Origin of the sequence: Geomonas oryzae, assembly GCF_004117875.1 — a bacterium.
GTDB lineage: Bacteria > Desulfobacterota > Desulfuromonadia > Geobacterales > Geobacteraceae > Geomonas > Geomonas oryzae.
In genome coordinates this window covers 109,725-128,674 of the sequence record NZ_RAHW01000005.1, presented here as the reverse complement: position 1 = coordinate 128,674, position 18,950 = coordinate 109,725, and the positions used below count along the sequence as shown (strand labels likewise).

General features: G+C 63.0%; 17 protein-coding genes. 12 read left to right on the top strand and 5 right to left on the bottom strand.

Translation table 11 applies throughout. The features are described 5' to 3' along the window. The first annotated feature begins 116 nt into the window (after window positions 1-116). The 5 genes from D6Z24_RS13665 to D6Z24_RS13645 all read left to right on the top strand — a co-directional run bounded on the left by D6Z24_RS13665 (window position 117) and on the right by D6Z24_RS13645 (window position 3,925). On the top strand, window positions 117-1,127 hold the full coding sequence (locus D6Z24_RS13665) for a PilZ-like domain-containing protein (protein WP_129127159.1): 1,011 nt from the start codon (window positions 117-119) through the stop codon (window positions 1,125-1,127). Between the two features lie 81 nt (window positions 1,128-1,208). Continuing rightward, on the top strand, window positions 1,209-1,682 hold the full coding sequence (locus D6Z24_RS13660) for a GreA/GreB family elongation factor (protein ID WP_129127158.1): 474 nt from the start codon (window positions 1,209-1,211) through the stop codon (window positions 1,680-1,682). A gap of 377 nt (window positions 1,683-2,059) precedes the next feature. Next, a complete protein-coding gene (locus D6Z24_RS13655; protein ID WP_129127157.1) occupies window positions 2,060-2,722 on the top strand; it encodes a hypothetical protein in 663 nt (220 codons plus the stop codon). Next, window positions 2,719-3,255, top strand: coding sequence for a FlgO family outer membrane protein (locus D6Z24_RS13650; protein WP_129127156.1), 537 nt, complete (start codon window positions 2,719-2,721; stop codon window positions 3,253-3,255). Before D6Z24_RS13655 ends, D6Z24_RS13650 begins: the two co-directional genes overlap by 4 nt. 31 nt (window positions 3,256-3,286) lie before the next feature. Further along, complete coding sequence (locus tag D6Z24_RS13645; RefSeq protein ID WP_129127155.1) at window positions 3,287-3,925, top strand: outer membrane beta-barrel protein; 639 nt, start codon at window positions 3,287-3,289, stop codon at window positions 3,923-3,925. A 92-nt stretch (window positions 3,926-4,017) separates the two neighbouring features. Here D6Z24_RS13645 and D6Z24_RS13640 read toward each other — a convergent pair whose 3' ends face one another. Next, window positions 4,018-5,193, bottom strand: a complete 1,176-nt coding sequence (locus tag D6Z24_RS13640) for a hypothetical protein (protein WP_129127154.1) — start codon at window positions 5,191-5,193, stop codon at window positions 4,018-4,020. Window positions 5,194-5,220: 27 nt separating this feature from the next. Continuing rightward, window positions 5,221-10,056, bottom strand: coding sequence for an Ig-like domain-containing protein (locus D6Z24_RS13635; protein ID WP_129127153.1), 4,836 nt, complete (start codon window positions 10,054-10,056; stop codon window positions 5,221-5,223). A gap of 209 nt (window positions 10,057-10,265) precedes the next feature. On the opposite strand from D6Z24_RS13635, the gene D6Z24_RS13630 reads away from it, so the two are divergent. Continuing rightward, on the top strand, window positions 10,266-10,949 hold the full coding sequence (locus D6Z24_RS13630; protein ID WP_129127152.1) for a PilZ domain-containing protein: 684 nt from the start codon (window positions 10,266-10,268) through the stop codon (window positions 10,947-10,949). A gap of 12 nt (window positions 10,950-10,961) precedes the next feature. Continuing rightward, window positions 10,962-11,717, top strand: coding sequence for an NRDE family protein (locus D6Z24_RS13625; protein WP_129127151.1), 756 nt, complete (start codon window positions 10,962-10,964; stop codon window positions 11,715-11,717). Window positions 11,718-12,036: 319 nt separating this feature from the next. Here D6Z24_RS13625 and D6Z24_RS13620 read toward each other — a convergent pair whose 3' ends face one another. Then, complete coding sequence (locus D6Z24_RS13620; RefSeq protein WP_129127150.1) at window positions 12,037-13,182, bottom strand: hypothetical protein; 1,146 nt, start codon at window positions 13,180-13,182, stop codon at window positions 12,037-12,039. Between the two features lie 473 nt (window positions 13,183-13,655). Between D6Z24_RS13620 and D6Z24_RS13615 the strand changes: the two genes are divergently transcribed. The 5 genes from D6Z24_RS13615 (at window position 13,656) to hisG (ending at window position 18,073) form a co-directional block, all read left to right on the top strand. After that, window positions 13,656-14,651, top strand: coding sequence for an ABC transporter substrate-binding protein (locus D6Z24_RS13615; protein WP_162605142.1), 996 nt, complete (start codon window positions 13,656-13,658; stop codon window positions 14,649-14,651). A 161-nt stretch (window positions 14,652-14,812) separates the two neighbouring features. Further along, entirely contained in the window at window positions 14,813-15,712 is a 900-nt protein-coding gene (locus D6Z24_RS13610; RefSeq protein ID WP_129127149.1) for an ABC transporter permease, read from the top strand. After that, window positions 15,709-16,506 (top strand): ABC transporter ATP-binding protein, encoded by a 798-nt coding sequence (locus D6Z24_RS13605; protein WP_129127148.1) that lies wholly within the window; start codon window positions 15,709-15,711, stop codon window positions 16,504-16,506. The genes D6Z24_RS13610 and D6Z24_RS13605 overlap by 4 nt, the downstream gene beginning before the upstream one ends. A 164-nt stretch (window positions 16,507-16,670) precedes the next feature. Then, the gene (hisI, locus tag D6Z24_RS13600) at window positions 16,671-17,048 is read left to right on the top strand and encodes a phosphoribosyl-AMP cyclohydrolase (protein WP_129127147.1); all 378 of its coding nucleotides are present in this window, start codon (window positions 16,671-16,673) and stop codon (window positions 17,046-17,048) included. A gap of 149 nt (window positions 17,049-17,197) precedes the next feature. Next, window positions 17,198-18,073 carry an ATP phosphoribosyltransferase gene (gene hisG / locus D6Z24_RS13595; RefSeq protein WP_129127146.1) on the top strand — a complete coding sequence of 292 codons (876 nt, stop codon included), beginning with the start codon at window positions 17,198-17,200 and terminating at the stop codon, window positions 18,071-18,073. Between the two features lie 113 nt (window positions 18,074-18,186). Here hisG and D6Z24_RS13590 read toward each other — a convergent pair whose 3' ends face one another. Together D6Z24_RS13590 and D6Z24_RS13585 are read right to left on the bottom strand one after the other, a co-directional pair. After that, window positions 18,187-18,501: a helix-turn-helix domain-containing protein gene (locus D6Z24_RS13590; RefSeq protein WP_129127145.1), complete on the bottom strand. Its 315-nt coding sequence runs from the start codon at window positions 18,499-18,501 to the stop codon at window positions 18,187-18,189. Then, window positions 18,491-18,823 carry a type II toxin-antitoxin system RelE/ParE family toxin gene (locus tag D6Z24_RS13585; RefSeq protein ID WP_129127144.1) on the bottom strand — a complete coding sequence of 111 codons (333 nt, stop codon included), beginning with the start codon at window positions 18,821-18,823 and terminating at the stop codon, window positions 18,491-18,493. The genes D6Z24_RS13590 and D6Z24_RS13585 overlap by 11 nt, the downstream gene beginning before the upstream one ends. Window positions 18,824-18,950: the final 127 nt, after the last annotated feature.

Here is an 18,950-nt window from a genome sequence, read left to right as displayed (position 1 = left end):
GGCCACTGTTACCGATGGGTTGCATACGTCATGTGTGGCCTGTTGTCCCCTTGCATTTTTGCGCAGTTGCAGTTTAATGTGATGGTCTGCTTTTTTTCTTATTAAAAAGGATGATCATGAACGACGAGTACGCCGAATACCGCGACGCGCTCGCGCCCGGCATGCGCATCGAGATCGGCATCCCGCTCTCCGGCGGAGGTGTGTTCCGGGACTGGGGCGTCATCAGCGAGTCCGGCGGGGACATGCTCCTCGTGCAGATATCCCGCGATGTTCTGCCGTCCAACGTGCGGGTCGACATCGGCTTCATCCTCGACGTCTGCGTCTGGCGCGGCAAGGACAGCTACACCTGCAACGGCATCGTCACCGACAAGGTTGGCGCGAGGGTACTGCAGATCCGGCTCTTCGGCAGCTTCACCCTGCGCGAGCGGCGCCAGTTTTTCAGGACCGAGATGGCGCTCAGGGTCCGCTACGACGTCGTCGACGAGTCGAGCCGCAAGGAGGTGGAGCGGGACTGGGAGGTGCGCAAGGAACGGGAACAGATGAAGTTCCAGGGGTATGACGAGTTCGTCATCGCCGCCCACATGGCGCGTTTTGCGCCGGCGAAGCCCATCAACTGGTGCGACCTGCTCCGGGCCCAACTGAACCTGGGGGGCGGAGGGGTCTGTCTGCGCATGCCGGTGACGGCGCGTCCCGACCAGCTTTTGAACCTGGAACTGCACCTCCCCCTCGATCCGCCGCGGCTCGTGCATGCCGTGGGGCAGGTGGTCCACGTGAAGCCCCCCATGACCCTGCGCGACGGCTCCTCGCGCTTCGACGTCGGCATGCAGTTCCTCTTTCTGGACGAGCGCGACCGCGATCTCATCTTCAAGCAGATCTCCGCCGTGCAGATCGCCCATATGCGCAAGGTCGCGGACAAACGGGAGATGGACGAAATCCCGGATACACCTCATGCCCCGCTCGGCAGGCGCCAGATCCTCTCCCGGTGCGGCTGGACGCTTCTCTTCCTCATCCTACTCTGGGCCGCGGCCCGCTACCTCATCGCCTACAGCAAGGCTCCCTCCGACAACCAGATCGAGAAGACCTACGAACAGTCGATCCGGAAGTACCGCCACCTCGACAATCCCTGAAACCTCCGTTACCGTATTGCCTTGGGGCGCAAACTCTATTATGATGCGCCCCTTGCAATCGACGTCAGATGAGGGAACGGGATGACCAACATGATCAGCGCCGAAGGGCGCAAGAAACTTCAGGAGCGTTACGATTTTCTCTGGGAGACCGAGCGCCCGCGCATGGTGAAGAACATGGCGGACGCGGCGGCCGAGGGGGACCGCTCCGAGAACGCGGAATACATCTACTCGAAGAAAAGGCTGCGCGAGATCGACCGCGAGCTCAGGCACCTGGGGGACCGCCTCAAGGTGCTGAAGGTGGTCTACCCCCCCTTGAACCCCACCTTGGTCAGTTTCGGCTGCTGGGTGACCTACGAGGACGAGGAGGGGGAGGAGCGCAGCTACCAGCTCGTGGGACCGGACGAGTTCGACGTGAGCCTCGGAAAGATCAGCGTGGACTCCCCCGTGGGTAAGGCGCTGCTCGGCAAGAAGGTCGACGACGAGGTGCTGATCAGGCGCCCCGCCGGAGACCTTTCCGTTACGATTACCGCCATCGCCTCGAAAAGACCGCAATAGTCCTCCGTGCGGCGCTCCCTGATGCGGAGCGCCGCCGCTTTTCCCCTCCTGGTTTCGCTCCATTCTTTCCTTGCCATTCCCCGCTATACACCGGCACCCCGGCGGCTGCCGTGACCGCTTTTTCTACCCCGTCATTCCGTAAAGGCTCAAGAAGAGGGGCACGGCGCCGAAGAGTGAAAATATCGACCCATCTTCCTTTTGGCCGAAACATTGCACGATGAAGCGATGTAAACCGGGCATGGAACCTGCGGCGCCGGTGCGGTCTGTAACAGGCCGATATCACGTGGAGCGGCGCGGCGTGACGGCCCGCAAAGCCGGTCGGTATTTTGACACTAAAGCCGCGTCCGGTGCCTAATTTGACATGGAGGTCTTAAGATATGTTGCGAGTGGTGTTGTTGTTAACCGTGGTGCTCATGGCAGGCTGCGCCTCGCGGGTTCCCGTCGCGGTCAACCATCCGCTGACCACCCAGAAAAAGGCCAAGGCCGCCCATCACTGGGATGTCCTCGCCGACGACATCGCGCGCCAGACCCAGGTCGCCGTCTCCCGTCCCGGGAGCGCTCTGAAGGACCAGGAACTCTACATCCAGCCCGGGGCTAAGACCGCCTTCGACCACGCCTTCAGAAACTTCCTCATCACCCGGCTCGTGAACCGGGGCGTCGCGGTCACCTCCGACGCGGCCAAGGGGAAAGGGGTGAGCTACGAGACCCAGTTGGTGCGGCACGAAAGCAGCCGCTACACCCACGTCCCCGGCACCCTGACCGCGCTCACCGCCGGGATCTGGGTGGTGCGGGACATCGCGGGGGACGCTTCCTCGGCCATTCCCGCCACCATCGGGATCGCCGGGCTTGCCGACTACGCCCTCGGGCTCTACGCGGGGGAGGCCACGCATACCGAGCTGGTGGTCACCACGACCATCATGGACCAGTCCAGGTACCTCTTCAGGAAGACGGACATCTACTACATCGAGGACGATGACGTGGACCTCTTCGCCGAGGTGACCGAGGGACCGCTCAAGCAACTGGGGGTGGTGGGACGATGACAAGACTCTTTCTCTTCTGCTTGGCGCTTCTTTGCGCCGGTTGTGCCCTTTTCCAGACGCGCGTGGAAGACTTCTCCGATCCCATCGTGCGGTCCAATTACCGGGCCGTCGACCGGATGCTGCAGGCGCCCTCCGTGGGGCAGGCGCTCAACAAGAAAAGGCCGATCGTGGTCGCCTCGCTGGTGAACATCGACGACCTGAACAGCTCGCGCCTGGGCAGGATGCTTTCCGAGCAGCTCGCCACCCGCCTTACCCAGAACGGCTACCAGGTGGTGGAACTGAAGATGCGCGACAGCATCTTCGTCAAGCAGTCACAGGGGGAGCTGCTCCTCTCCCGCGAGATCAAGGACATCACCCTGACGCACCAGGCCCAGGCGGTCCTCGTCGGGACCTACGCCATTGCCAACGGGCGGGTTTACATCACGGTGAAGCTGGTGGGGATGAAGGACAACACGGCCATCGCCGCCGAGGACTACGTCCTGCCGCTGGACAGCAACGTGAGGTCCCTCATCTGGGTCACCTCGAATCGATAATCGGTACAACTCAAAAAGAAACGGAGAAACTATGCGAAGTGCTGGAATGCGCATGGCCCTGTCGGGGGTGATCACCCTGCTGGCGGTATCGACCGCCGCTGCCGACAGCGCCTATTTTTCGGTCAAGGGGGGGGCGTTTCTGCCCAGCGGCAAGGAGCACGGCACCGCCAACAGTCTGAAGAGTTTCGATACCGGGTACGCGGCGGAGGTAGCCTTCGGTTACCGTCCCGAGTCCTATGCGGCGCTCGAGCTCGGCACGGGAGTCTACAGCGCATCGGGTACGGTTACCGACGCCGTGGCCCGCAGCGAGAAGACCCTGTACGGTGTCCCGATCACCCTCACCGCCAAGGCGATTCTCGAGCTGGAAAAGCTCGAGCTCTTCGCCGGTGCCGGTGCCGGGTACTACTTCGCCTTCATCGACCAGAAGCTCTCCTTCACGAACGGCGGCATCGCGCCGGTGGACGAGAGCAGCCACGGCAGCGCCCTGGGCTACCACTTGGTGGCGGGGGGGGATCTGAAGCTCAGCGAAAACTTCCGGCTCGGGGCCGATTTCAAGTGGTTCTCGGTGAAGCCGGACCTGGAACTCACCGACGCCCAGAACGTGAAGAAAAGCTCGAGCTGGGACCTCGGCGGGACCACGGTGAGTCTCGGCTTCAAGTACCTGTACTGACCGGGAACCGGATCGGATGAAAAAGAAGAGGGGATGCGCCTTGGCGCATCCCCTCTTTGCGTTTTAACGGGCCTTCTCCCGAGGGAGTGGCGCTAGTGGAGCAGCGGCACCACCGAAAGCGGGAGCTCGAAATCGTTCGTCCCGTCGAAGCCGGTCACCCTGCTGTACGGAACGGTGAAGCTGGAGACGACCGGGATCACGCCGGGCTCCGCCACGTAGGTGACGGCGGCGAACTCTCCCACGGCGAAGCCGGGTGAGCTCACGATGGCGAGGATCAGGGTGTCCGGTGCGGTGTAGTTGATCCCCGGCGCGGCCGCCTGCCCCGCGACCCCGTAGAGCGAGACGAGCGCCTCGCCGTCGCTTCCGGTCTTCAGCGTAACGCCCGCGGGGAGCTTGAGCGTCATCTGGATCGAGGTGACCGGTGCGGAGGCGGTTCCCGTCGTGGCGAGGTAGAGGGTGCCGGTGTAGTACCCGACCGCCGCGATCCCCGCCGAGATGGTGGTCACCCCGGTCCGGTTGTTTGTGCCGTCGGCGAGAAAGGCGCCGGCCGCCGTCTCGAAGCTCGCCACCGTAGCGGCGGAGAGACGGCCGTTCAGGGTGAGGTCGGCGGCAAAACTGTTGAGGACGGCCGAGAGCGAGGAGGCCGCCGAGAGCTTGGAGAGGGCGGCGAGCGCTATGGTGTAGTCCCGCTGCTTTTGGGTCGCGCCGCTCATCGCGATCACGGTCGGCGCCACCGGGCGGGTGGCGAGGATGTCGAACGGGAAGAGGTTCGAGAGCAGGGCGTTTGCCGAGGCGATGGCGGACTCGGTGAGGACGCTGCCGCTTCCGGCGGCCAGGGCCTTCCTGGTGGCGAGCTCGGTGAGCGGGGTGACGCTCGCCTGTACCGTGTCGCCCGCGTTGGCGATCACCGCCACGGCGCGCAGCGGTGCCGAGCTGCCGATGGTGAGCGTCGCGCCGGTCGCTTCGTCGCTGTAGCTACCGGTGGCCTCGACGATGACGATCCCCTTGTAGGAGCCGAGGTTCGCCGCGTAGTAGCCGGTGCTGTCGGTGAAGGCGTTGCCGAGGAAGACCTTGGTCGCCGTGTCCCCGTTCGCCCCCGGGGCGTAGAGCTTCACCTCTCCCTGGACAGGCCCCTTGGAGACCACGCCGGTTACGGTGGTGTGGGCGGGGCCGGTGGGGCCTGTCCCGGAGGTGCTCCCCCCTCCGCCGCATCCGGCGAGCAGGGCGAAGAGGGTGAAGATTTTGGCAAGTAGGAGAGTTGTACGCATGTCCGTTCCCTTATGAAAGTTTGATGGTTACCAGGTCACCGCGCCGACCACCCTGGCGAGGATGATCAGCGCGTCGCTTGCGTCGAGGCTCCCGTCGGGGAGCGGCTTGCCGTTTCTGAACGGGGCGAGGTCGGCATGGCGCAACTGCTGCGCCGTCGGCGTGATCTTGCCGACCGCCGCCTTCAGGCAGAGCAGGGCGTCGGAGAGGTCGACCGTGCCGTCCAGGTTCATGTCGCCGTCCGGGTCGGTGGCGAAGTTCCAGGTGTAGTTTTGCAGCAGGCGGTTCCCTGCCGGGTCCGCGATGGCGCCGGTCAGGGTCGCCGTGTAGGTGGTGGCGTAGGCGAGCGGGGCGCTGAGGGTGATGGTGGCGGTGCGGGTCGCCTGGTCGTAGCTGACCGTCCCGGGAACCGCCGGGGTCAGGTAGAAGGTGCTGCCGTTCACCGTGGCCGGGTCGACGTCCTTGGCGAAGACGGCGCTCACCGTGCGGGTCGCGACCGAGAGCCGCACGGTGCCGTCTGCGGGCGTGATGGCGCTCACCGCGGGGGGGACCAGGTCGACGGTCCAGGAGTATGCCTTGGGCGGGTTCTCCACGTTGCCTGCGACGTCCTTCGCCGCCACCGCGAAGGTGTGCTGCTCCGTCGCAAGAGCGCTGTAGCTGACCGTGCAGGAGGTTGCCGTCGACGCGCTGCAGTTGCAGGGGGCGGAGACCCCGTCCAGGGTGCAGATGAAGGTTGCGGGCTCGTTCGCGCCGAAGCTGAAGGTCGCGCTGGATAAGTTCGACAGCGGCGACGGCTTCGCCGTTATGGTGGTGACCGGTGCGACGTTGTCGAGCACCACGTTCACCGAGGCGGGGGGCGACTGCTGGTTCCCGGCGTTGTCGGTCACCGTGGCCTGTACCGTGTAGCTGCCGTCGGGGAGGGTGCCGCTTGTGTAGCTCCAGCTCTTGTTGCCGCTGTTGTAGAAGGGGGTGCCGCTCACCGACTGGCCGAGGGCGTTCACGATGGAGATGGTGATCTGCTTCACGCCGGTTCCCGGGGCCGGGTCGTCTGCGGTGCCGCTCACCGTGATCTGCTGCCCGGTCAGGTAGGGAGTCGCAAACGGCGTGATGGTCGAGGTGGGCGGGGTGGTGTCTATGGTCACGCTCCGGCTGACCACCTGGGAGGGGTTTCCGGTGACGACGCCGGAAAGGCTCGGGGCCGCGTCGAGCGCGCGCGCCTGGATGGTGTAGTTCCCGTCCGCCGGGAACTGCCAGTTGTAGCTCCAGGCGGTGGAGCCGGCGGCATCCTGCCAGGAGACGGTGGCGGGAGGTGCCGCGCTCGGGAAGATGGCCACCTGGACCTTTTGCAGCGGCAGCCCGCCGGTTGCGGCCTGCGCCGTGCCGGTGATGAGGTGCGGGGAGCCGCCCCCCAGGAGCGCGCCGTCGGCAGGTATCCCGAGGGCGACCTCGGGAAGCGGGTTGCTGACGATGAAGCTGCTCCCGGCCGTCGCGGCCTGCACGTTGCCCGCGTTGTCCACCGCCTGGGCCTGCACCGTGTAGGTGCCGTTCACCGGCAGGGTCCAGAGGTACCCCCAGCTCGACCAGGGAGAGGCCGGTGCCGCGCTCGTGTCGGTTGCCGCGTTCGCACCGCCGCCGTTCACGAAGATGTTCACCCCGCTCACGCCCGAGACGGTGTCGGCCGCGCTGCCGGTGATCAGGTAGCTGATCCCCGAGAGCGGGGCGGGGGGGGCGTTCACGCCGGAGGTCGGCTTGTTGTTCGCGTCCACGATCCAGCCGTAGCTCCTCGTGGTCGGAGCGCCGGTGCTGGTGTTGCCGGCGAGGTCGGTCCCCTGGACCGTGAAGAGGTGGGGGCCGTCGGCAAGTCCCGTGTAGCTTTTGGGGCTGGTGCAGGAGGTGGTCACCCCGTCGAGGCTGCAGGCGAAGGTCGACGTTTCGTTGGCCGAGAAGGCGAAGTTCGCCGAGGTCAGCTGGGTGTAGGCCGCCGGTACCGTCGTGATGGTGGTGGCGGGCGGGGTCGTGTCTATGGTCCAGGTGTAGGTCTTCGCCGCGGTCTCCACGTTCCCCACCGTGTCGGTGGAGAGGACGCTGAAGGTATGGCTGCCGTCGGCAAGTGCCGCGAAGGAGAAGGGGGAGCTGCAGGCGTTGGAGCTGCCGCTGTCGATCCGGCAGACCGAGGTGGAGCCCGCCTTGTCGACGGTGAAGCCGAAGGAACCCGACGCGGTGTTGTCCAGAAGCGGCGGGTAGGACGTGATGGTGGTGACCGGCGGCGTGTTGTCCAGGGTCAGGTTGATGCCGGAGAGGGCGCTCTGCACGAACCCGTTCGTGTCGGTGGCGCGCGCCTTGATCACGTAGGGGCCGTTGGGCGGCAGCGGCGAGGCGGTCCAGCTGTAGCTCCACTGGGTCCACGAGTTGAGGGTCGCGCTCTTGGTGGCGCTCTGCCAGGTGGTGCCGCCGTCGGTGGAGACCTCCACCTTGGCGAGGGTTGCACCGGTGCCGGCGGAACCGTCGCTTTGGTTGCGGTCGATGGCGCTCCCCGCGATCAGCACCGGGCTTTTCCTCGTGTCGCCGCTCACCGGGGAGGTGATGGTCGCCTGGGGGGGGTACCCCCCGGTGCCGACGAGGAACGTGGTCACCGGCTGGTTCACCGCGTCGGAGTGCACGGTGAGCGAGGCGGTCTTGTTGCCGGGGGTGACCGGGAGGAAGCCTACGGTGACGGTGCAGTAGTCTCCCGCTTCAACGGTCAGGTTCGGGAGCAGGGCGAGGTTGCACTCGCGCGCCCCCCCCTGGGCGATGCCGTAGAGCGCGGCGTCGGTCCCGGCGAGCGAGAGCGACGAGATCTTGAGCTGCAGCGTTCCCGTGTTCTGCAGGGAGAAGCTCACCTGCCTGGTGTCCCCGATGTTCACCTGGCCGAAGCTGTACGGGGCGGATGGAAGCGGCGCGGCGGGGGTGACCGCGGAGACCGCACTCAGGTTCAGGTTGAAGACCCTGCCGGTCGCGGTGGCGGCGTAGACCTTCTTCGTCGCCGCGTTCGCGCTCAGGGCGTTCACGTTCTTGTCGCTTAGGCCCGTGTTCATCGAGGTCCAGAGGTCGCCGCCGTTGGTCGAGAAGAAGACCCCGCCGCCGGCGGTCCCGGCGGTGATGAAGTTCGGGACCCCGCCGGAGAGGGCGATCGACTTCACGACGAGGTTGGTGAGGCCGCTGCTGCTCGCCACCCAGGTCGTCCCGTTGTCGCCGGACTTGAAGAGTCCCGCGCCGGTCCCGAGATAGAGGCTTGCGCCGTCCGAGGCGGCCGCGTACACCACGGTGTTGGTGAGCCCGGAGTTCACCTGGGTCCAGCTCGTCCCGTCCGAGCGAAAGACCCCGCCGCCGTTGGTGCCGGCAAAGAGGTACCCCCCCTTGAAGGTGAGCGTGGTGACGTCGCTGTTGGACGGCTGCCCGGCTCCGTAGGCGCTCCAGGTGTCCACGCCGTTCCAGACGAAGACCCCGAGCGAGGTGGCGGCGTGGAGCGTCGAGCCTGCGTCGAGGGCGAGGGCGCGGACGTCGCTCGTCGGGAGGGTGGCGCCGATGTCGGTCCAACCGGCGCCGTCGTTCGTCGACCTGAAGACGCCGTTGCCCGAAGCGGCGTAAAGCGCCGTCCCGGTCGCGTCGTAGAGAAGCGCGGTGGCGAACATCCCTCCGGCCGCGTCGTCGATGGTGGCGCTCCAGCTGCTTCCGCTGTCGGTGGAACGATAGATCCCTCCACCGGCGAACCCCGCCACCACGACGGTCGGATCGGTCGGCTTCACGGTCACCGCCCGCCCCTGTCGCAGCCCCGAGGAGAGAGAGGACCAGGTCGCACCGGCGCTTTTGAAGGCGCCCAGGGTGGTCGCCGCGTAGAGCGTGGTGCGGCTGGTCGGGATGTTGGCGAGGGCGCGCACCGTCGCACCCGGGGTGAGCCCGGAGGCGAAGGCGCTCCAGTTCCCCCAGTTACCCGAGGTGTAGCTCTGGCGGTATATCCCGTTCGCGGTCCCGGCGTAGAGCACCGTCGGTGCCGAGGGGTTGTCGACGAGGATGCCGACCACCGCCTGGCTTCCCAGCGAGGCGGCGCCGTCCTGCGCCCAGGTCGCCGCGCCGTCGGTGGAGAGGTACATCCCGGTGGCCGTCCCGGCGAAGAGCGTGGCCGGAACCGTCGCGGCGTAGGCGAGGGAGAGGACGTCGGTATCGGCTAGCGAGGTGTTCGCAGCGCTCCAGGTGGCGGCGCCGTCCGCGCTTTTGTAGACCCCGCCGGCGGTCGCCGCGTAAAGCACGCCGGGTGTCGACGGATCGACGAGGAGCGCGCGGACGTCCGGACTGACAAGGCCCGAGTTCGCGGCGCTCCATGACGAGCCCCCCGTCGTGCTCTTGTACACGCCGGAGCCGGTTGCCGCGTAAACGGTTGCGGGGGAGAGGGGATCTATTGCGACGGCGCGCACCGGCACCCCGGACGCGCCGGTCGAGGAGTCGTTCCAGGAGAGGCCGCCGTCGGCGCTCTTGAAGATACCCTGTGCCGTGGCCGCGAAGATCACCTTCGGGTCCACCGGGTGCACCGCCAGCGCCGCCACGCGCCGGTTGGTGAGACCTCCGTTCAGCGCCGACCAGCTGCTCCCCCCGTCGCTCATGCCGTACACGCCGCCGCCGTCGGCCCCGACGTAAACCGTGGCAGGAGTGGTGGGGGCCACCGCGAGGGCGGTCAGCGTCCCCTTGTTGGGGATGGGGGCCGGTCCGTTGCTCGACCAGTTGTTGAAGACGACCGCGGCGTCGGCGCCTGCGCAAGGCAACAGGGCCGCCGCCATGGCCGTGAGCACGATGAGCCGTACGCGGCGCGCCAATGCAGCTGCAAGTTTCATGAGGACCTCTCCAGTCTTGGTTTCTGCATGCCCGTGCGCCTCGCGGGGAAGCGACCGGTACAGTTAGACATTTCGGGAGAAGCAGGAAAAACATGAGAGGAAAGAGTTGCAATTTGCCCATCCCTGTTTTAACTTTTCCGACACCGCGTCGCATTGTGGCTTAAAGACCGCATGCCTCCTCATTGCTACTAAAAGGAAAACACCGTCGGATGCACGATCCCAGAATACTCATAGTTGCCAATGACGCCGATGCAGGAAACGCGTACCTTGATGCCATCGCCAGGGCGGGGGCACAGGGAGAGCTGGCGCACTCCTTTGAACAGATGTCCGATATGGCCAAGGAACGCTCTTACAACGGTTTCCTGATCGACATCCTCACCTTGGTGCGTTGCAGCAAAGAGGCGAAGGTCATCGCCTATGAGAGCATCAACCTCTTTCCCGTGTTGCGGGTGAAGTGGGACCCGCGCGGAAAGAAGATAAAGCTGAGCCCGCTCGAACAGAGCTTCTCACCCGACAGCGACGCCGCGCTGCGCTTTTTCATTGAAAGCCGCTGCAGGCTCTTCCCGGCCCGTTCGCTGCGCCGGCACACCCGCAAGCCGATCCACCTGAACCTCTGGTACGGTAGCGATCCCTCCTTCCCCGAAGACGCGACGCACCGCTCCTTCGCCGTGAACCTCAGCATGGGCGGCCTCTTTCTCCACACCATGGAGGAGCTTGCGGTCGGTGCGACGGTCTGGCTGCGCCTGCTCGATACCGACCCGACCCCCATCGCCGCATCGGTGCGCTGGACCCAGCGCTGGGGAGAGGGGCGCTGCGTGCCGGGAGCGGGGCTGCAGTTCGAGGCGCTCACCGAGACGCAACAGGCCGAACTCCAACGCATCATCACCCCTTAACCGGAAGTCCCCATGTGCACGCTGCTATTCGCTTACCGGGCCCATCCGCGGTACCGGCTCGTCATCGCCGCCAACCGTGACGAATACTACAGACGTCCCACCGCGCCGGCGCAGTTCTGGGACGACGCACCGCACATCTTCGCCGGGCGCGACCTCGTGCACGGCGGCACCTGGCTCGGCGTCACCTCAACCGGACGCATCGCCGCGCTCACCAACTACCGCGACCCGAGCGATCTGCACCGTCACGGTCCCTCCCGCGGCAGGCTCGTGAGCGGCTTTCTCGAGGAGGATGCCGCGGCCGCAGCCTACGTGGCCCGCCTGCGCGCCTCTACCGTCGCATACGGCGGTTACAACCTGCTCTTGGGTGACGGCGAAGAGCTCCTCTGTTATTCCAACAAAAGCGACCGGACGATCCGCGTCGAGCCGGGCATCCACGGGCTTTCCAACCATCTGCTGGACACCCCGTGGCCGAAGGTGCGCTGCGGCAAGGACGGGCTCGCCCGTATCCTCGCCGGAGAAAGCTTCGTCCCCGAGGATCTTTTCGCGCTCCTTGCCGACGAGAGCCATCCTCCCGACGAAGAGCTTCCCGACACCGGCGTCGGTATCGACCTCGAGCGGCTTCTCTCGCCGGTCTTCATCAGGAGTGCGGAGTACGGCACGCGCTGTTCGACCGTTATACTGGTCGATCACGGGGGAAAGGCGACCTTCATCGAGAGGAGCTTCGAGGGTGGTGTGGTGCAGGATAGACGGGCGGAATTCAGCTGGTAATAGGGATGCTGTTCGGGGGGTGACGTTCCCCCCTTTGCGAAGTCGAGATCGTTCCTACGGTCCTCCGTGGGAACGCACGTTCGGGACGCTCCAGCGTCCCTTAGGCAGACGCCGGAGCGTCCCAGGCTTTGCGTTCCCACGCTGGAGCGTAGGAACGATGCGAAGGCACTATTAGCGACCGTGTTGATTCTTAGAGAAGGAGGGGACTGGCTCCGGCAGGTGCCTGTCCCCTTGGGGCTTGGGTAAGAAGGAAAGGCGGAATGAAGCGTTCCGCTAAAGGGACAGGCACCTAACGGAGCCTGTCCCTTCTGCTTGCGCCTTACTGGTACTGGATGTAGAGCGGTTTCGGCTGCAGCATGAGCACCTCTTTCGGGGTGAGCAGGGCATCACCCTTCTTGGTGTCGTTGTGGTAGAAGAGCTTGAACCCGGTGAACTCGACCGGTTCGGCGACGACGTAATCCTTGTAGGAGTCGCGCTTCAGCCAGGGGGCACCCCAGCCGTCCATGTTCATCACGATCTGCACCTCGGGGCGCAGCTGGATGTTCTTCGCGTTGGTCACGCCGTTTCTGGTGAAGCGGTGCACGATGAACACCTTCGGGGGGAGGTTGTACTTCTTCACCAGCTCCTTCAGGTAACCCGAGGCGTAGTTTACGTCCGCCGCGTCGTAGGTGCCGATCTTGGTCCCCGGCTTCTTGCCGCTCTTGATCAGGTTGAACTCCGGGTCGATGCCCAGGTGCACGTCGGGGTTCTTGAGAATCCACTCGAAGCGCGGCAGGACGTTGCGGATGTTGTCGTGCCCGGTCTGGATGTCGATGAACATGATGGCGTTGATCGACTTGGCCCAGCCGTAGACGTCGTTGATGATCTTGTCCGGCATGATCATGCGGTAAAGCCCCGCCTTGCCCGGGTCCCCCTGGGCGACCACGGCGATCAGGTGCAGCGCCGGTTGTACCGGGTGGGACGGATCGGCCGCCTGCCACTTGGCCACCTCGCGCTTCAGGCGCTGCAGCATGTCGTCCTTTTGGTATTCCCCGAGCGCACCCATCCTCTTGGAAAGCGGGTTGCCGTAGTAGGCGACGATCCTCTTCTGCGGCAGGATCGAGCCGGGAAGCGGCGCCGGATACTTGACCGGCCATCCCTTGGCTGCGGCGAAATCCGGATCCTCGCCGGCACGGTAAGTCGTCTTCGGAGCGGCCGCGGCCTTTCCCTTTGCTCCCTTACCCTTCTTGGCGCTCGAGTGCGCATCGAAGGCGGGAGACGGCGTCTGTGCGGCGGCCGCTGGGGCTTCGGGAGCCTGTGCCGGAGCCGGTGCTGCCTTTGCCGAGGAAGGCTGCGCCTGCGGTACCGTCTGCGCCGCAGCCGTGGTGGCCGTCGGCTTGTTGTCCTTGCATGCCGCCAGTGCCAGCGGCAGGGCCAGCAGGGCGATCATCAGAAGGGCGGGGCGGTTAGGGGGATAGAGGTGCATACGTCGAATCTTCTCCTTTATGTTGGTCCAGCCGGACAGAGAACGGCCCTGCCGGCGTGGGATCTTTTAAACGGTGATCATCGGAGTCTGGTTCTGGCGGCTGCTGAGGAGGTATGCGGGCGGGCTTTGATGCCTGGCACCTATGACAAAACCGACAAGCTGCCGTACTTTACCCTTTTTGCGTTTGCGGTGTCAACAACGAGGGCGTTATTTGAGTAAATAAATTTAATTTTTGTCTCTACAATGCTCTGCAATGACATTTTTTCGCATTTTCGCGGCGATCTTGGCGTGTTTAGGCCACTATGGCGTTGACGATGGATCTTTCCGAGTGGTATGCTCGGCGGCCGGAAAAAGGTCCGACCTCTTCACAAAGACTATCTTTCCGCAGATGGAAAAGATGCAGCTCCATAGTCCCAGTTTCCCCCTGAAGCAGTCGCAGGTGAAATCTATTTCAATGTAACTGGAGGTGTCTGGTGAGCAAGAAGATCAGTATTCTGTTGGTTCTCGCGTTGTCCCTTATGTGTGCGGCAACCGCCTTCGCGGCGGCCCCTGCCAAGCAGGTTACGATCGGTATCTCCAAGATCGTTTCCCACCCGGCACTGGATGCGGTTGTCAAAGGCATCCAGGACGAACTGAACGCCTCGAAGATGAAGGTCACCTTTGACGTGCAAAACGCCAACGGCGACATCAACACCGCGGCATCGATCGCCAACAAGTTCCAGAGCGAGAAGGTGAACCTCGCCGTCGGCGTCGCCACCCCGACCGCCCAGGCGCTCGTCAACACCCTCAAAGGGATCCCGATCGTCTACTCCGCAGTCACCGACCCGGTCAAAGCGGGCCTCGTTCCCTCCCTCACCAAGGGTGGCAAGAACGTAACCGGCGTTTCCGACATGACCCCGGTGAAGCAGCAGATCGAGATGCTCCTCAAGATCAAGCCGAAGACCAAGCGCATCGGCCACATCTACACGAGCTCCGAGGAGAACGCAGTGGTGCTTGCCGGCATGGTGAAGCAGGTCTGCAAGGAGAAGCACCTCGAATTCGTCGAGACCACCGTCACCAAGTCCGCCGAGGTTAAGCAGGCCGCTCAGACCATCGCCAACCGCGTCGACGCCATCTACATCTCCACCGACAACACCGTCGTCTCCGCCATGAGCGCCGTGGCCGAAGTCGCCGCCAAGGCGAAGATCCCGGTCATGTCCGCCGACCCGAGCTCCTCCGAGACCTACGACGTCCTCGCCGCCTGGGGCTTCGACTACTACAAGATGGGTCGCGCCACCGGCAAGATGATCATCGAGATCCTCAAAGGGAAGAAGCCGGAGCAGATGCCCACCCGCTTCATGACCAAGGCCTCCGACGTCGACCTCCTCATCAACCTCGACGTTGCGAAGAAGCTCGGCCTGACCGTCCCGGCCGACATCGTCAAAGCCGCGAAGACCGTCCGTCAGAACGGCAAGATCACCAAGAAGTAACTAAAAGCAGTAAACCATTGGCCACGGAGAAAATCTGAGCAAATCAGAGAGAACCTGAAAGCCTGAAGGTTTTAAACCAGACTATGGTTTTCGCCTTTCTCAGAAGTTCTCAGATTTTCTCCGTGGCCAATGGTTTTGACTAAGGTTTTGAGAAGGGTGTTATGATCGAAGGTATTTTTGTCGAAGGGCTGATCTATGGCATCATGGTCCTGGGCGTGTTCATCTCGTTCAGGATTCTTGATTTTCCGGACCTGACTGTTGACGGGTCCTTTCCCCTAGGCGCGGCACTCATGGTGCAGTGCCTCCTCATGGGCATGAACGGGTGGGTGGCACTTCTCATCGCCTTCGCCGGCGGCGTGCTGGCGGGCGTGATCACCGCGCTCATCCACAACCACCTCCGGGTGCCCAACCTCTTGGCCGGTATCCTCACCATGACCATGCTCTACTCGGTCAACATCCGGATCCTGGGCAACCGCGCCAACGTCCCCGTACTGAACCAGCCGACCATCCTCACCCAGGTGACCGAGAAGTTCACCGGTGTGATCCCGGACGAGTACATCCTGCTCGTCTTCTTCCTGATCGTCGCCCTGGTGGTGAAGGTGCTCCTCGACCTCTTCTTCCGAACCGACCTCGGCATGACGCTCGGCGCCATGGGGAACAACGAGCAGATGGTCATCTCGCAGGGGGTGAACCCGAAGACCCTGAAGACCATCGGCGTCGGCCTTTCCAACGGCCTCGTCGCGGTCTCCGGCGCCTTCGCCGCTCAGTACCTCGGCTTCGCCGACGTAGGCCTCGGGCAGGGGATCATCGTCTCCGGTCTCGCCTCCGTCATGATCGGTGAGTTCCTCGTGATGAAGAGCAACCGGATCGGCGTCCTCACCTTCTGCGCCCTCGCCGGCTCCGTCTGCTTCTACGCGGTGATGTACGTCGGGCGCTTCTACGGATACCTGATACACATGACCCCGAGCGACCTGAACCTCATCAAGGGCGTGCTGATCATCATCCTGCTGATCATGACCCAGGCGAAGAAACTGAAGGTCCCGTTCAAGGTGGCAAAATGATAGAGCTCAAAAACGTTTCCATCGTATTCGGCCAGGGGACCGTCAACGAAAACAAGGCCCTGAACAACATCAACCTCAAGGTGAAAGAGGGCGACTTCATAACCATCATCGGCTCCAACGGCGCGGGCAAGTCGACCCTGTTCAACACCATCGCCGGGACCTACACCCCCACCGAGGGGCAGATCTTGGCCAACGGCAAGAACGTGACCAGGGATCCGGAGTATAAGAGGGCGAAGTACATCGGCAGGATCTTCCAGAACCCGCTGCTCGGCACCGCCGGGAACATGAGCCTGGAAGACAACATGACCATCACCCACAAAAAGGGTATGAAGTGGCTGCGCCGCAGCCTGAACAACAAGTCCCGCGAGTTCTTCAAGCAGGAGTTGGTGCAACTGCGGATGGGGCTTGAGCACCGCATGAAGGAGAACCTGGTGATGTTCTCCGGCGGCCAGCGCCAGGCGCTCACGCTGCTCATGATGGTCCTTTCCAAGCCGAGCCTGATCCTGCTCGACGAGCACACCGCGGCCCTCGACCCGAAAAACGCCGAGATAGTGCTCGAGCTGACCAACAAGTTCATCAGCGATTACAACCTCACCGCCATGATGATCACCCACAACATGAGCCACGCCATCGAATTCGGCAACCGCCTGCTCATGATGGACGGCGGCGAGATCATCTTCGACATCGAGGGGGAAGAGAAGAAGGCGCTCACCGTGGAGAAGCTGATCCAGAAGTTCCACGAGCTGCGTCACAAGACCTTCGAGAACGACAGGACCCTGCTCGCCGAGGACTGAGGCGGCGAAATAATGACAATCGGAAGGCCCGGAGGAATCGATCCGCCGGGCCTTTTTGTTTTATGCCTTTGAACCGTCTACATAATCGTTGACACAACTTGCGCTGGGGGTGTATTAAAAGACACTTTTTTATCAATCACGCAGTGCAAGGACCGAGAGAAGCCATGATTAAGATCGATTTCGAGAAGATGGGCGGCCTGATTCCTGCTGTCATTCAGGACCATGAAAGTGGGGAAGTGCTGATGGTAGCGTTCATGGACGAGAAGACCCTGAACCTGACCCTGGAAAGCGGCAAGACCTGGTTCTTCAGCCGCACCAGGAACAAGTACTGGATGAAGGGCGAAGAGTCCGGCAACACCCAGGAAGTGATCGAGGTGCTCACCGACTGCGACGCCGACACGGTGGTGATCAAGGTGAAGCAGAACGGTCCCGCCGCCTGCCACACCGGGAACCGGAGCTGCTTCTACGTGAAGTACGAAAACGGTACCTGGGTCGAGCACTCCAACCCGCTCTTCGATCCCAACACGGTCTACAAGAAATAGAAAAAAGCCACGGAGCTCAGCTCACGTGGCTTTTTTATTGTCCCGTTTTGCCGGCGCAGTCACCAATACCTGGGGAAGGGGATGAAAACTGTCGAACGCTGAACGTTGAACGTTGAACGTCTTTTTGAATTTTATTAGGAGGGTGACTCATGGAAAACCAGCTGAAGCTCGGCGTCCCCAAAGGGAGCCTGGAGAATGCCACCGTAGAGTTGTTCAAGAAAGCCGGCTGGCAGATATCTATCTCGTCGCGCAGCTACTTCCCCGGCATCGATGACAAGGAGATCAAGTGCTCCCTGATCCGTCCGCAGGAGATGGGTAAATACGTCGAGCGCGGCACCATCGACGTCGGCATCGCCGGGCGCGACTGGATCCGCGAGAACGACTCCGACGTGGTGGAAGTCTGCGAGATGGTCTACTCCAAGGTTTCGCGCCGTCCCGCCCGCTGGGTGCTCGTCGTGAACGGCGACTCGAAGATCAAGGGACCCGAGGACCTGCACGGTGCCACCATCTCCACCGAACTCGTCGGCTTCACCAAGCGCTACTTCGCCGAGCGTAACATCCCCGTCAACGTCGAGTTCTCCTGGGGCGCCACCGAAGCCAAGGTAGTCGAGGGGCTGTGCGACGCCATCGTCGAAGTCACCGAGACCGGCTCCACCATCAAGGCCAACGGCCTGAGGATCGTCACCGAACTGATGGAGTCCGTCCCGGTCATGGTCGCCAACAAGGCCTCCTGGGAAGACCCGTGGAAGCGCGAGAAGATCCAGCAGATCGCAACCCTGCTGCAGTCCGCGCTACGAGCCGAAGGGATGGTCGGCCTCAAGATGAACGCCCCCAAGGACAAAGTAGCCGCCATAACCGCCGTCATCCCGAGTTTGAAGAGCCCGACCGTAGCCAACCACTACAATTCCGACTGGGTTTCCATCGAGAGCATCATGCCCGAACAGGAAGTCCGCCGCATCGTCCCCGAGCTCATCAAGCTCGGCGCGGAAGGGATCGTGGAATATTCCCTCAACAAGATAATCTAGCCGCACGCAACCGGCATGAAGAAAGCTAAAGCCGGCCACCTTGAGGTGTGCCGGCTTTTTAAATGCCTGCTTCCCATACCTCCCACTGAGGATTCCGGGACCCGATGCAACCCTCAGGAATGATTTCGTACAAGCCTGATTTCCAGCTTGCAGTCAACGGCGGCAGCATATTTACGGAGCGTCTCCAGAGAGGGGGAATGGCGGTGAGAGCCGAGAGCCCCTTCTACTCTGGCGAGCGACGGTTGCGAAATCCCCATTCTCGTAGCTACTTCTTCCTGGGTCAATCCCGCCTGCTTTCGAGCCGCCAGCAGCGCATCCAAAGTTGCAAACTCATCCTCCAGCGCATCCCAAGCCTCTTTGAACTCGGGAGCCTCAAGCTCTTTCGCCAACGTCTTTTCAGGGCTGTAGGAAACCGGCTTATAGCTCATGTCCCTGGACCTCCTTTTGCCGTACGCGTGCCTTCTCCATTTCCTGCTTGGGCGTTTTCTCAGTTTTCTTGATGAACCCATGCAAGATGACGATTTTGCGCCCGACTAAAGTACAAAAAAAAGCTCGCCCGATTCCTTCCTCACCCTTAGCCCGTATCTCGAAAAGCCCGTCCCCTAACGCGCGGGTATGCGGCATGCCCAAGTTCGGTCCGTGGATCTCTATTCGGATGGTCAAAGCCCGAAACCTGGCCCGCAAATTTACGGGCCAGGCGTTGAATTCCTTCTCAACATCCTCGTTGTAATAGAAGAGCCGGTAGCGCATGGTCAGGATATATCATGGATGTTATTACTGTCAATGTAAGACGGGAACGTTGGGGGGGGGGGAGCTTGCTCTCACGTAATGGAAAAGTCGTGCACCGCGATGGATGATTAATCTAACGCGATGGATA